The organism is Variovorax sp. YR752 (genome assembly GCF_943372545.1).
Genome location: NZ_CALRZC010000241.1, coordinates 1 through 12,199 on the forward strand (window position 1 = coordinate 1; position 12,199 = coordinate 12,199).

Genomic DNA, 12,199 nt, shown 5'->3' on the forward strand with positions numbered 1-12,199 from the left:
CGAGCATTTGCAACGCGGAGGGGGCGCGCCTGGGCGGGATGAGCGGGCATGGCGGGTTCGTTCACACCTTCTCAGGGCAGCGCCAGGGCCTCGGGGATCAGCGATGCCCCGGCGTTGGCCCAGGTGGCGAAGGGCATCTCGATGTCGGACACGAAGCGGTCGCCCCGGTACCAGAAGCGTCCCGCGAGCGCGATGCGGCCCTGGGTGTCGAAGACACGGCGCTCCATGTGCGCGATGGGGGTGGCAAAGGAGCAGTGCAGGTACTGCGCAAGCAGCAGGTCGGCCGGCGCCACGGTGAGCGTCTGCTGCACCTTGTGCATGCGGTCGGCGGCATGCTGTTCGAGCAGGTGGGCGATCTTGTGGTGCTGTTCGCTGTCGGGCGGAAACAGCGCGTGGATTTCCGACGCCACATGGATCTCGACGAGGCAGAAGGGCTCGTCGTCGTGCACGTGGATCTTGCGGATGAAGGCGTAGTCCGGGAAGGTGGCGCTGCCGCGTGCCAGGCCTTCGGGCAGCGGCTGCTGGCGGCGCTGCTCGAGGATGTCGAAACGGATGTTGCGCGCCCGCGGATCGTTGATGGCGTTGCGCAGCAGCGGGTCCGCACACGCAGTGGGCCGGGCTGCGACGAAGGTGCCGCGGCCGCGCTGGCTGGTGAGCAGGCCTTCGCGCGCCAGCACGCCGTAGGCCTGCCGCACTGTGACGCGCGCGAGCTTGTAGTCGGCCGCGAGTTGCGCCACGGTGGGCAACTGCTGGCCGGGCTGCAGTTCGCCGTGGGCGATGCGGTGGCGCAGCACGCTGGCCAACTGCAGGTACTGCGTGACGCCCGCGCCGTGGTCGCCGCCCAGGGGCGAAGGAAGAGGGGACGCGGCGGGGAGGTTCATGTCGGGGGCGGTGCGCTGTGCTGCGTGGCGTGGCGGGGCTGCGCTTCAGGGAGTGTCGATGCGCAGCGAGCGGATGAATGGTACCCATCGCGCGCGCTCGGCCCGTCCATAGGCCTCGGCCTGCGCGGGCGTGGTCGGCCCCAGCGGGTCGGAGGCGCCCTGTGCGAGCCGCGCCTGCACGGCCGGCAGCGCCAGCGCCTGATTGAGCGCGGCATTGAGCTTGGCGAGCACCTCGGGCGGCGTCCCGGCAGGCGCCATCAGCTCGTTCCAGGTGTAGGCCTCGTAGTCGCGCAGGCCCTGCTCGGCGAAGGTCGGCAGCGCCGGTGCCATCGGGCTGCGCTTGTCGCCCGAGATCGCGAGCATCTTCAGCTTGCCCTGCTTCGCCAGCGGCGCGGTCGAGATCAGCCCGTCGAACAGCAGCTTCACATGGCCGCCCGAAAGATCGACCAGCGCAGCGCCGTTGCCCTTGTAGGGCACGTGCAGCAGCTGCACGCCGGCGGCCTTGGCGAAGGCTTCACCGACGACGTGGCTGATGGAGCCCGGGCCGCCGGAGCCGTAGCTGACCACGCCCGGCTGGGCCTTCGCAAGCGCGATGAGTTCCTTCAGCGTGCCGGGCATGTCGGCGCTGGCCACGAGCACGAGTGGCGTGCGCGAGACCAGGCCGATGGCGTGCAGGTCTTTCTCGACGTCGAAGGGCAGCGAGCGGTACAGGCCCACGTTCATCACCAGCTGCGAGCTGGTGCCCAGGCCGATGGTGTAGCCGTCGGGCGCGGCCTTGGCGACGGCCTCGGTGCCGATCACGCCGCCGCCACCGCCGCGGTTTTCCACCACCACGCTCTGGCCGAGGCTTTGCGTCATCGCCACCGCGAGTTCGCGCGCGATGGTGTCGTTGCCGCTGCCGGTGCTGAAGGAGACGATGAGGCGGATGGGCCGCGACGGCCAGGCCGGTTGCGCCAGCGCATGCAGCGGCGCGCCGAGCACTGCGGCGCCGCAGCTGCCCAGCACCAGCCTGCGCCGCTGGATGCGCGCGGCGTTCATGGCAGCAGCGCCAGCAGGGCGGTGCTCGCGCGCACCGGCATCGCGAGCAGGATCTGTCCCATGCCCTTGCCGAGCGGGTCGTTGCGCAGCGAGGCCATGCCGCCGCCGCCGAGCGCTTGTTCGCAGACGAAGTTGAAGGCATCGATGCCGGGCACGTCGTAGCGCGTGACGCGACCCTTCACCAGGTGCGCGAGCCATGCGGCCACGCGGGCCTCGGTGAGCTGCGCGCGCAGCAGCGGCAGCAGCGCGGGGTGGCGCGCGATGATGCCGATGTTGGAGGTGTCGCCCTTGTCGCCGCTGCGGGCCCAGGCCAGGCGGATCAGTGGCACCTCGATGCTGTCGGCGGTGTCGATGTCGGCCAGCGTGTCAGCCGAAGCGACCACCGCGCGCGGTGCGCCGTCGCCCGCCTGCGTCGGCGGCACGTCGACCGGCGCACCATCGACCGTGACGCGCGGCTGCACGCGCGCCTTGTCGAGCAGGAACGCGTACTGCCGGATCGACGGCGAGACCGATGCGCGCCCGCCGCCCGCGCCCGTGGTGCCCGGCGCCCACGAGGTGCCGGCTGGCGCGACCTCGCGTGCGAACAGCTCCAGGGCCTCCTTGCGCGGGTGCGTCACCGCGAGCCGCAGGATGGCTTCGCGCGTTGGCGTGGCTTGGGCGTGCGGTCCGTAGCAGGACTCGGCACCGAGCACTTCGAGCTGCGTGCCGCTGTAGGGCCCGAGGCCGGCGGCCGCAATCAGCTCGCTCGTGCGCGTGAGGATCGCCTCGCCGGTGCGACGCGCCTTGGCCACCGCATCGAAGCCCACGATGGTGAGCTGCGCCGCGGTCTTGAAGCCTTCGACGTAGGTAGCGCAGACCTTGTAGGTGGCGGTCGGTGCGCGCCCGCGCGCGCCGTGCACGGCCACGCGGTGCTCGCCGGCCTGTTCGATGCGCACCTGCGTGAAGTCGGCCACCACATCGGGCAGCAGGTAGCTTGCGGGGTCGCCGATCTCGTAGAGCATCTGCTCGCCGACCACCGCGGGCGTGAGCTTGCCGCCGGTGCCCGCGGGCTTGGTGACGACGAAGCTGCCGTCGGCGCTGCATTCGACGATGGGATAGCCGATGTGGGGCCAGTCGGGCACGGTGTCCCAGTCGGTGTGCAGGCCACCCGTGGCCTGGCAGCCGCATTCGATGATGTGGCCCGCGAGGCTGCCGGCCGCCAGCAGGTCGTGGTCGCCGGGCTGCCATTTGAATTCGTGCATCAGCACGCCGAGCGTGACGGCCGAGTCGACACAGCGGCCGGTGATGACCACCTGCGCGCCGGCATCGAGCGCCGCTTGCACGGGCCGCGCACCGAGGTAGGCGTTGGCGGTGAGCACGCGCTCGGGCAGGGCTGCGCCGCTCTGCAGTTCGCGCACGGGCGGTTGCGCTGCGCGCAGCTCGGGCAGCAGCGGCGACACGTCGTCACCGCTCACCACCGCGATCTGCAGCGCGATGCCTTGCTCGGCAGCGAGCGCGGCCAGTGCGTCCGCGCAGCCTTGCGGGTTGACGCCGCCGGCATTGCTCACGACGCGGATGCCTTGCGCCACCACGTCCTTGAGCACGGCCTTCATGGCGACCGAGACGAAGTCGGTGGCGTAGCCCAGCTCGGGCTTCTTGAGCCGCGCGCCCGCGAGGATCGACATCGTGAGCTCGGCGAGGTAGTCGAACACCAGGTAGTCGATCTGCCCGCTGGCCACGAGCTGCGGTGCGCCCACGCTGCTGTCACCCCAGAAGCCGGAGGCGCCGCCGATGCGGACGACGCGGTCCTTGCTGTTTTTTGTGTTGCTGTTCATCGGCCACTCCATTGCGGTTTGCGTTTTTCGCGGAAGGCGAGTTGGCCTTCCGCGGCGTCTTCGGTGAGGGCGAAGAGGGCGATCTGGCTTTCAGTGAAGGCCATCGATTCTTCAAACGCCATGGCCTCGATCTTCTTCATCGTGTACAGGCCGCGGCGGATGGCGGCGGGCGATTTGTCGAGCATGCGGCCGAGCAGCCAGTCGACGCTTTCATCGACGTCGTCGCTCACGCGGTTGACGAGGCCGTGTTCGAGCGCCTGCGCGGCGGTGATCGGCTCGCCGGTGATGCACATCTCGGACAGCACGCGGTGCGGCAGCAGGTCGCCGAGCACGCTGAGAACCTGTGCGGGAAAGAGGCCGACCTTCACCTCGGGCAGGCCGAACACGGCCTGGCTGCTGGCCACGGCCATGTCGCACATGCCCATGAGCCCCATGCCGCCGGCCATGCACGCGCCGTTGACGCGCGCGATGAGCGGCACGGTCGATTGCCTGGCCTGGCGGAACAGGTTGGCGAAGCCCTGGTAGGGCTGCGAGTAGTCGAACTTGAACGCGCTGCCGCTTTGCAGGTCGGCGCCCGCGCAGAAGGCGCGCGTGCCCGCGCCGGTGATGACGACGGCGCGCACGTCGGTGTTGCGGTTGGCGCGCGCCAGCGCGTCGGACAGGCCTGCGAGCACGTCCGCGCTGATGGCGTTGCGGCGTGCTTCGCGGTCGATGGTGAGCCACATCACGGCGCCGCGCATTTCCTCGCGCAGTTCAGTGGGGGACGGGGCGTGATCGGTCATGCGGTGGGTCCTTGGTTCAAGAGGAAGAGGAGGGGGAGGAAGAGGAAGGCAAGGCGGGCCACTGGAAGCGCGCCGGCCGGCGCTGCGTGAAATCGTCGATGGCCTGGCGGTGGTCGTCGGTGGCGAAGGCGAGGCCTTGCGCCATGGCTTCGAACTCGAACATCGCGTCCATGTCGCTGTCGAAGGTGCGCTGCAGGCCTTGCTTGGTGAGCGCGAGGGCGGTGGCGGGGCCGTGGGCCAGCGCGGCGGCGATGGCCTGTGCGTGCGGCAGCAGCGCGTCGGCGGCGATGACTTCATGGACGATGCCCCAGTCCATCGCGGTCTGTGCGTCGAGCTCGCGCGCGGACAGCATCAGCGCCTTGGCGCGGTTCAGGCCCACGCTGCGCGCGAGCGTGAAGAGCGCGCCGCAGTCGGGCACGAGGCCGACCTTCATGAACGACATGCAGAAGCGCGCGCTCGGCGCGGCGAGCACGATGTCGGCCGTCAGCGCCAGGCCGAAGCCGCCGCCGTAGGCGCAGCCCTCGATCGCCGCGACGACGGGCTTGTCGCTCTGCATCAGCAGGCGCATGCCGGCCTGTGCGTCCTTCATGCGAAGGCGGCCGGCAGATGCTTCGAGGCGCTCGATCTCGCGCATGCCCTTGACGTCGCCGCCCGCGCAGAAGTGGCCGCCGCGTCCGGTGAGGACGATGGCGCGAACCTGCGAGTCTTCGACGGCATTGCGGATGGCATCGAACATCTGCGCGCGCATCTCGAGGTCGAAGGCGTTGCGGCGTTCGGGCCGGTCGAGCGCGAGGGTGGCGACGTGGCCGTCGATGTCGCAGGCGATGAAAGAAGAAGCGGTGGTGGTCATCAGGATGCGCGCACGGCGCCGTTGTGAATGAGGGCGTCGATGCGCGCGTCGTCGTAGCCCGCTTCGCGCAGCACTTCGCGGCTGTGCTGGCCCAGGCGCGGCGGCGGCGTGGCGGGGCCGGGCGGTGTGCCGGACCATTCGCTGGGCACGGCCATCTGGCGGATGCGGCCGACGTCGGGGTGGTCCATCTCGCTGAAGAAGCCGATGTCCTGCAGATGGGCGTCGGTGAGCAGCGTGTCGAAGGTGTGCATCGGGAACACCGGGATGTCGGTGCCCGCGAGCAGGGCCTGGCACTCGGCGGTGGTGCGCGTGGCCAGCGCCTCGCCGACCATCGCGTAGAGCGCGTCGATGTGCCGCGTGCGCGCACGGATGTCGGCAAAGCGCGGGTCGCTGTCGAACAGCGCGGGCTGGCCGATGGCCGCGAGGAAAGCGCGCCACTGCGGGTCGGTGTAGATCAGGCAGCAGACGTGGCCGTCGCGCGTCGGGTAGGGCCGGCGCTCGGGCGAGAGCAGGCGCGGGTAGCCGAAGTCGCCCTGTGGCGGCACGAAGGTCTGGTTGTAGAGGTGGTCGCCGAGCACCTGCGGCACCATGGTTTCGAACATCGGCACATCGATGCGCTGGCCGCGGCCGGTGCGCTCGCGGCCGTAGAGCGCGGCACTGATCACACCGAAGGCATACAGGCCCACCGAGCGGTCGGCGATGGTGATGGGCAGGTAGCGCGGCGTGCCGTCGGGGCTGCCCATGGCCATGGCCTGGGGCAGGGCGCAGGCGGCCTGGATGAGGTCGTCGAAGGCCGCACTCGCGGCATGGCGCCCGCGTTGCGAGAAGCCGAACATGCCCACGTAGAGCAGGCGCGGGTTGAGGGCGGCGAGCGCGTCGTAGCCCAGGCCCAGGCGCTCCATGGCCTGCGGGCGCACGTTGTAGGTGAGCACGTCGGCGTCGCGCACGAGGTCGAGCAGCGCGGCGCGGCCTTCGGGCGACTTCAGGTCGAGCGCGATGCTGCGCTTGTTGCGGTTCATGCCCAGGAACAGCGGGCCCATCTTCTGCTGGCCCTGGGCGCCGATGCCGCGCACCACGTCGCCCTCGGGCGCTTCGACCTTGATCACGTCGGCGCCGAGGTCGCCGAGCATCTGCGTGGCCGACGGGCCCATGAAGATGGCCGTGACGTCGACGACGCGCACGCCGGTGAGCGGGCCGCGTGCACCGGGTGCGCCGGGTTCGTCCGGAGGGGAAGATGGCGAAGAAGAAGACATCGGCCTCAATCTCTAAAGTTCTATTTATAGAGTTTATGAGGCGAAAGAAACGCCGCGCAAGGCGGCTTCTGGCTGAATCGATCCGGGTTTTCCCCCGGATCGGTGGGCTTCGGCTTACTTCAGCAGGCCTTCGGCCTTCATTGCTTCCTGAACGGCGGGGCGGGCGGCCACGCGGGCGTGCCAGGCCAGCACATTGGGGAAGGCCGAGATGTCCACGCCGGTGGGCTTGGTCCAATTGGTGACGGTGAACAGGTAGCCGTCGGCCACGCTGAAATGCTCGCCCATCAGGTACTGCTTGGCGGCGAGTTCGCTGTCGAGCCACTCGAAGCGGGCCTTGAGCTTGTCCTTGGAGATGGTCTTGGCTTCTTCGGGCATGGCCGGGTTGAACAGCGGGCTGAAGCCCTTGTGCATCTCGGTGCCGATGAAGGTCAGCCACTCCTGCAGGCGGTAGCGCGGCATCGTGCCGTTGGCGGGCGCGAGGTTCTTGGTGGGGGCGAGGTCGGCAATGTACTGAACGATGGCCGGGCCTTCGCGCAGGCGGGTGCCGTCGTCGAGCTCGAGCATCGGCACGTAGCCCAGCGGGTTGATGCCGTAGTAGTCGGTGCCGTCCTGTAGCTTGTGGCTCTTGGTGCTGGCCAGCACGGGTTCGAAGGCGATGCCGGCTTCGTGCAGCGCGATGTGAGGGGAGAGCGAGCAGGCGCCGGGCGAGTAGTACAGCTTCATTCGAAAAAACTCCAATGGATAGAAGGGAAAGATCTGTGTGACCGCAGGGGATGCTAGCGGGTTTGGCTGCGTCGCGTTTTTGTCCTACGGCGGCTTGCGCGCGCCGACTATCGGGCGTGGGGCAGGGCCTTCCTACAGTCCGGACACGGCGGCGCACGCCCGTCGCAACGAAGCAAAGGAGTGGTTCACCATGCTCAAGTACGCGATCATTTTTGCGGTCATCTCGCTCGTGGCAGGCCTGCTGGGCTTCGGCGGCATCGCGGCCGGCGCGGCGGGTATTGCCAAGCTGCTGTTCGGCCTGTTCCTCGTGCTGGCGGTGCTGTTCGTGGTGCTCGCAGCACTCGGTGTGGGCGCGGTGAAGAAAGTGATCGATTGACCGCCTTGCCGGCTTGCACGCCCTTGGCCCCTGCCATGCACCTGTCGCACATCGATCTGCGCCTGGACTATGAGGTGGATGCGCCGGCGCACCTGCGACTGAACATCGAGGCCGCGCGCACGGGCGCGCAGGCGGTGCTGGCCGAGACGCTGACCATCGAGCCGCCCGCGCGGCTGCGGGTGGGCTGCGAGGCCGACAGCGGCAATCGCTTCGTGCGCTTCGACGCCCAACCCGGCCCGCTGACCATCGCCTACCGCGCGACGGTGCGGCGCCCGGTGGTGCATGTGCCGGCCACCCTGCCCGAGGTGCCGGTGAGCCAACTGCCCGACGCCGTGCTGGGCGACCTGCTGTCCACGCGCTATTGCGAGTCGGACCTGCTGGCGCGCTGCGCGCAGCAGCTCTTCGGCGACCTGCCGCCGGGCATCGGCCGCGTGCAGGCGATTGCCGACTGGATTCACGACAGCATCGTCTACGTGCCGGGCAGCAGCGACTCGACCACCACGGCGCGCGAGGTGTTCGTGCAGCGCGCCGGCGTGTGCCGCGACTTCGCGCACCTGGGCATCACCTTCTGCCGCGCGCTCAACATCCCGGCGCGGCTGGTGGTGGGCTATGTGTGGTTCGACGAGCCGCCGCAGGATTTCCACGCCGTGTTCGAAGCCTGGCTCGGCGGGCAGTGGGTGCTGTTCGATCCGACGCGCATGGCGCCGGTCGACCGGCTGGTGCGCGTGGGCACGGGGCGCGACGCGAAGGACGTGGCCTTCTCCACGATCTTCGGCGCCGTGCGCATGACCGACAAGAAGCTCAAGGTGCAGGAGCTGCAGGACGAACGCGCGGTGCCGCCGCGCACGCCGGCCCCCAGCGGCGAGCTGCGGGGCATCGAGAAGCCCGATCCGGTGCCCAAGCCCGCGCAAGTGCCCTCCTGATGCGGGTTGTTTGCTATTAAATATATAGCAACCTCCGCAATCCTGACGCGGGTTCTGGCCATTTTTGGCGTGGCCCTCTAGCTTGTCCACACCGGGGGCACGACAGGGCATCGCCGCTTAAAATTAGTGCCCTTTTTTGCGCCGCGCACGCGTCCTGTGGTGCGCTCCTTTTTTCCAATGCTGTACCCCGAAGAATTCGATGTGATCGTCGTCGGCGGTGGCCATGCCGGCACCGAAGCCGCGCTCGCTTCCGCACGCATGGGCGCCAAGACGCTGCTGCTCTCCCACAACATCGAGACGCTGGGGCAGATGAGCTGCAACCCGTCGATCGGCGGCATCGGCAAGGGCCACCTCGTGAAAGAGGTCGATGCGCTCGGCGGCGCCATGGCCATTGCCACGGACGAGGCGGGCATCCAGTTCCGCATCCTCAATTCGAGCAAGGGCCCGGCCGTGCGCGCGACGCGTGCGCAGGCCGACCGCGTGCTGTACAAGGCCGCGATTCGCCACCGCCTGGAAAACCAGCCGAACCTCAGCCTGTTCCAGCAAGCCGTCGACGACCTGATGATCGAAGGCGACCGTGTGGTTGGCGCCGTCACGCAGGTGGGCATTTCTTTCCGCGCACGCACCGTGGTGCTGACCGCGGGTACGTTCCTCGACGGCCGCATCCACGTCGGCCTCGACAACTACCAAGCCGGCCGCGCGGGCGACCCGCCGGCGATCAGCCTGTCGGCGCGCCTCAAGGAACTGAAGCTGCCGCAGGGCCGCCTCAAGACCGGCACGCCGCCGCGGCTCGATGGTCGCAGCATCGACTTCTCGAAGTGCGCCGAACAACCTGGCGATGGCATGCCCGGTGGGGCAGGGCCGATGCCCGTGTTCAGCTTCATGGGCAAGGTCGAGATGCACCCGCGGCAGATGCCGTGCTGGGTGACGCACACCAACCAGCGCACGCACGACATCATCCGCTCGGGCTTCGACCGCAGCCCGATGTTCACCGGCAAGATCGACGGTGTCGGTCCGCGTTACTGCCCGAGCGTCGAAGACAAGATCAACCGCTTCGCCGACAAGGACAGCCACCAGATCTTTCTTGAGCCCGAAGGCCTGACGACCAACGAGTACTACCCGAACGGGATCTCGACCAGCCTGCCGTTCGACATCCAGTACCAGTTGGTGCGCTCGATGGCGGGGCTGGAAAACGCCCACATCCTGCGCCCGGGCTACGCCATCGAGTACGACTACTTCGATCCGCGCGAACTCAAGAGCAGCTTCGAGACCCGTGCGATCCGCGGTCTGTTCTTTGCCGGACAGATCAACGGCACCACCGGCTACGAAGAGGCGGCAGCCCAAGGCCTGTTCGCCGGCATCAATGCCGCGCTGCAGTGCCGGGGCGAAGACGCCTGGCTGCCGCGCCGCGACGAGGCCTACCTGGGCGTGCTGGTCGACGACCTGATCACCAAGGGCGTGACCGAGCCGTACCGCATGTTCACCAGCCGCGCCGAGTTCCGGCTGCAGCTGCGCGAGGACAACGCCGACATGCGCCTGACCGAAGCAGGGCGCAAGCTGGGCCTCGTGGACGACGCGCGTTGGGACGCTTTCAGCCGGAAGCGCGACGTTGTTTCACGTGAAACAGAGCGGCTCAAGTCGATTTGGGTGAACCCGCGCAACCTGCCGGCGGCCGAGTCGGCGCGGGTGCTGGGCAAGGCCATCGAACACGAATACAACCTGGCCGACCTGCTGCGCCGGCCTGATGTGAACTACGCAACCCTGATGTCGCTGGACGGCGGCAAGTACGCTGCGGGCACGGCCTTGGGCGAATCGGAGATCGAGCAGATCGAGATCTCGGCCAAGTACTCCGGCTACATCGAACGCCAGCACGACGAAGTGGAGCGCGCCGCCCACTTCGAGAATCTGAAGCTGCCGGCCGACTTCGACTACGGCCAGGTCAAGGCCCTGAGCTTCGAGGTGCGTCAGAAGCTGGACAAGCACCGGCCCGAAACGCTGGGGCTGGCCTCGCGCATCTCGGGCGTCACGCCCGCCGCCATCTCTCTGCTGATGATTCACTTGCGCAAGGGCGGGCACAAGGCCTTCGCCCGCGATGCCGCCGATACGGCCACGACCACCACCGAAGCTGCAGCCGCCGAGCCGCACACCGCACCATGAGCGCGACGCCTCTCGACACGCTGCGCGCAGGCGCAGCCGCCCTGGGCGTGGCCCTGTCCGACACGCAGGGCGAACAGCTGCTGGCCTACGGCACGCTGATGCTCAAGTGGAACAAGGTCTACAACCTGACGGCCGTGCGCGACCCGGCCGGTGTCATGACGCACCATCTGCTCGACAGCCTCGCCGCCATCGCACCGCTGCAGCGCGAATGGGCAGGGAAGGGCAAGCTGCTCGACGTCGGTTCGGGGGGCGGTCTGCCGGGCGTGGTGATCGCCATCATGCGGCCCGATATCGAAGTCAGCTGCCTCGACGCCGTCGCCAAGAAGGCGGCCTTCGTGCAACAGGTGGCGGCCGAACTGGAGCTGCCTAACCTGCGTGGCCTGCACGCGCGGGTCGAATCGCTGGCCGGCAGCTACGAGGTGATCAGCTCGCGCGCCTTTGCATCGCTGCCCGATTTCTTCAACGGCTCGGTGCATCTGCTGGCGCCGGGCGGTGTCTGGCTGGCTATGAAGGGCAAGATGCCGACCGACGAACTCGCCGCCTTGCCGGCCGGCGTCGCAGTGTTTCACGTGGAACAATTGACGGTGCCGGGCCTGGACGCCGAGCGCTGCATCGTCTGGGCGCGCAAAGAGGCCGCCTGATTTCGTAAAAGATGCGACGGCGCCGGCAAAAGCCGGTGCCGGAGCAATCTTCCCGGCGCCGGCCTGCCTTAGACTCGAAGCCTCCCCCTGGCTCTCTTTTTCGAGGCAAATCCCATGTTCGGCATCGCTGACTACGGCGCATTCGTCGCCGCCATCGTCCTGTTCCTTCTGATTCCCGGTCCGGGCAATCTGGCGCTGATCACTTCGACCAGCAAAGGCGGGATTCGCGGCGGCCTGGCAGCGACCTTCGGCGTGATCCTGGGAGACCAGGTTCTGATGTGGGCGGCGGTGGCGGGCGTGTCTGCCGTGCTGGCTGCCTATCCGGCCGCCTTCAAGGCCGTGCAGTGGCTGGGCGCCGCCTACCTGGCGTGGCTCGGTCTCAAGATGCTGCTGGCCAAGCCAGGTGCGGCACCAATTTTGAACATCCGCCCGAGCCATTTCCTGCGTCAGGCGCTGACGATCACCTTGCTGAACCCCAAGGCGATCGTGTTCTACATGGCCTTCTTCCCGCTGTTCGTCGATCCGGCGCGGCACCAGGGCCTCATCACTTTCGGCGCCATGGCCGTGACCATCGCCGCGCTGACCTTCCTGTACGGCCTGACCTCGACGCTGCTCACGCACTTCCTGGCCGAGCGCATCCGCGCCAATCCCCGCATCTCGGCCACGCTCGAAAAGCTGGCTGGCACCTTCTTGATCGCCTTCGGCATCAAGCTCGCGATCTCGCGCTGACCGACCCCGACGACCCGCACTGACGACACATG

General features: G+C 68.5%; 12 protein-coding genes. 5 read left to right on the forward strand and 7 right to left on the reverse strand.

Going from position 1 to position 12,199, the window contains the following annotated elements; all coding sequences use genetic code 11:
• Positions 1 to 71: 71 nt before the first annotated feature.
• From AAG801_RS34735 to gstA, 7 genes are all read right to left on the reverse strand, one after another.
• Positions 72 to 881, reverse strand: a complete 810-nt coding sequence (locus AAG801_RS34735; RefSeq protein ID WP_341892509.1) for a GntR family transcriptional regulator — start codon at positions 879 to 881, stop codon at positions 72 to 74.
• Positions 882 to 926: 45 nt separating this feature from the next.
• Positions 927 to 1,919, reverse strand: coding sequence for a tripartite tricarboxylate transporter substrate binding protein (locus tag AAG801_RS34740; RefSeq protein WP_341892510.1), 993 nt, complete (start codon positions 1,917 to 1,919; stop codon positions 927 to 929).
• Positions 1,916 to 3,733 (reverse strand): acyclic terpene utilization AtuA family protein, encoded by a 1,818-nt coding sequence (locus AAG801_RS34745; RefSeq protein WP_341892511.1) that lies wholly within the window; start codon positions 3,731 to 3,733, stop codon positions 1,916 to 1,918. Before AAG801_RS34745 ends, AAG801_RS34740 begins: the two co-directional genes overlap by 4 nt.
• Entirely contained in the window at positions 3,730 to 4,515 is a 786-nt protein-coding gene (locus AAG801_RS34750) for an enoyl-CoA hydratase/isomerase family protein (RefSeq protein WP_341892512.1), read from the reverse strand. The genes AAG801_RS34745 and AAG801_RS34750 overlap by 4 nt, the downstream gene beginning before the upstream one ends.
• A gap of 16 nt (positions 4,516 to 4,531) precedes the next feature.
• The gene (locus AAG801_RS34755; RefSeq protein WP_341892513.1) at positions 4,532 to 5,365 is read right to left on the reverse strand and encodes an enoyl-CoA hydratase/isomerase family protein; all 834 of its coding nucleotides are present in this window, start codon (positions 5,363 to 5,365) and stop codon (positions 4,532 to 4,534) included.
• Positions 5,365 to 6,618, reverse strand: coding sequence for a CoA transferase (locus AAG801_RS34760; RefSeq protein ID WP_341892514.1), 1,254 nt, complete (start codon positions 6,616 to 6,618; stop codon positions 5,365 to 5,367). The genes AAG801_RS34755 and AAG801_RS34760 overlap by 1 nt, the downstream gene beginning before the upstream one ends.
• Before the next feature lie 114 nt (positions 6,619 to 6,732).
• Complete coding sequence (gene gstA / locus AAG801_RS34765) at positions 6,733 to 7,341, reverse strand: glutathione transferase GstA (RefSeq protein ID WP_101490659.1); 609 nt, start codon at positions 7,339 to 7,341, stop codon at positions 6,733 to 6,735.
• Positions 7,342 to 7,531: 190 nt separating this feature from the next.
• Here gstA and AAG801_RS34770 point away from each other — a divergent pair, with 190 nt between their 5' ends.
• The 5 genes from AAG801_RS34770 (at position 7,532) to AAG801_RS34790 (ending at position 12,167) form a co-directional block, all read left to right on the forward strand.
• Positions 7,532 to 7,717 carry a DUF1328 family protein gene (locus tag AAG801_RS34770; RefSeq protein ID WP_341892515.1) on the forward strand — a complete coding sequence of 62 codons (186 nt, stop codon included), beginning with the start codon at positions 7,532 to 7,534 and terminating at the stop codon, positions 7,715 to 7,717.
• A 35-nt stretch (positions 7,718 to 7,752) separates the two neighbouring features.
• Positions 7,753 to 8,640 (forward strand): transglutaminase family protein, encoded by an 888-nt coding sequence (locus AAG801_RS34775; RefSeq protein ID WP_341892516.1) that lies wholly within the window; start codon positions 7,753 to 7,755, stop codon positions 8,638 to 8,640.
• A 177-nt stretch (positions 8,641 to 8,817) separates the two neighbouring features.
• On the forward strand, positions 8,818 to 10,797 hold the full coding sequence (mnmG, locus tag AAG801_RS34780) for a tRNA uridine-5-carboxymethylaminomethyl(34) synthesis enzyme MnmG (RefSeq protein ID WP_341892517.1): 1,980 nt from the start codon (positions 8,818 to 8,820) through the stop codon (positions 10,795 to 10,797).
• Positions 10,794 to 11,438: a 16S rRNA (guanine(527)-N(7))-methyltransferase RsmG gene (rsmG, locus tag AAG801_RS34785; protein ID WP_341892518.1), complete on the forward strand. Its 645-nt coding sequence runs from the start codon at positions 10,794 to 10,796 to the stop codon at positions 11,436 to 11,438. The genes mnmG and rsmG overlap by 4 nt, the downstream gene beginning before the upstream one ends.
• A 114-nt stretch (positions 11,439 to 11,552) precedes the next feature.
• The gene (locus AAG801_RS34790; RefSeq protein ID WP_099794289.1) at positions 11,553 to 12,167 is read left to right on the forward strand and encodes a LysE family transporter; all 615 of its coding nucleotides are present in this window, start codon (positions 11,553 to 11,555) and stop codon (positions 12,165 to 12,167) included.
• Positions 12,168 to 12,199: the final 32 nt, after the last annotated feature.

Coding starts and splice junctions, on each gene's coding strand:
- AAG801_RS34735 (WP_341892509.1), bottom strand. CDS start 881: ATGAACCTCCCCGCCGCGTCCCCTCTTCCTTCGCCCCTGGGCGGCGAC.
- AAG801_RS34740 (WP_341892510.1), bottom strand. CDS start 1,919: ATGAACGCCGCGCGCATCCAGCGGCGCAGGCTGGTGCTGGGCAGCTGC.
- AAG801_RS34745 (WP_341892511.1), bottom strand. CDS start 3,733: ATGAACAGCAACACAAAAAACAGCAAGGACCGCGTCGTCCGCATCGGC.
- AAG801_RS34750 (WP_341892512.1), bottom strand. CDS start 4,515: ATGACCGATCACGCCCCGTCCCCCACTGAACTGCGCGAGGAAATGCGC.
- AAG801_RS34755 (WP_341892513.1), bottom strand. CDS start 5,365: ATGACCACCACCGCTTCTTCTTTCATCGCCTGCGACATCGACGGCCAC.
- AAG801_RS34760 (WP_341892514.1), bottom strand. CDS start 6,618: ATGTCTTCTTCTTCGCCATCTTCCCCTCCGGACGAACCCGGCGCACCC.
- gstA (WP_101490659.1), bottom strand. CDS start 7,341: ATGAAGCTGTACTACTCGCCCGGCGCCTGCTCGCTCTCCCCTCACATC.
- AAG801_RS34770 (WP_341892515.1), top strand. CDS start 7,532: ATGCTCAAGTACGCGATCATTTTTGCGGTCATCTCGCTCGTGGCAGGC.
- AAG801_RS34775 (WP_341892516.1), top strand. CDS start 7,753: ATGCACCTGTCGCACATCGATCTGCGCCTGGACTATGAGGTGGATGCG.
- mnmG (WP_341892517.1), top strand. CDS start 8,818: ATGCTGTACCCCGAAGAATTCGATGTGATCGTCGTCGGCGGTGGCCAT.
- rsmG (WP_341892518.1), top strand. CDS start 10,794: ATGAGCGCGACGCCTCTCGACACGCTGCGCGCAGGCGCAGCCGCCCTG.
- AAG801_RS34790 (WP_099794289.1), top strand. CDS start 11,553: ATGTTCGGCATCGCTGACTACGGCGCATTCGTCGCCGCCATCGTCCTG.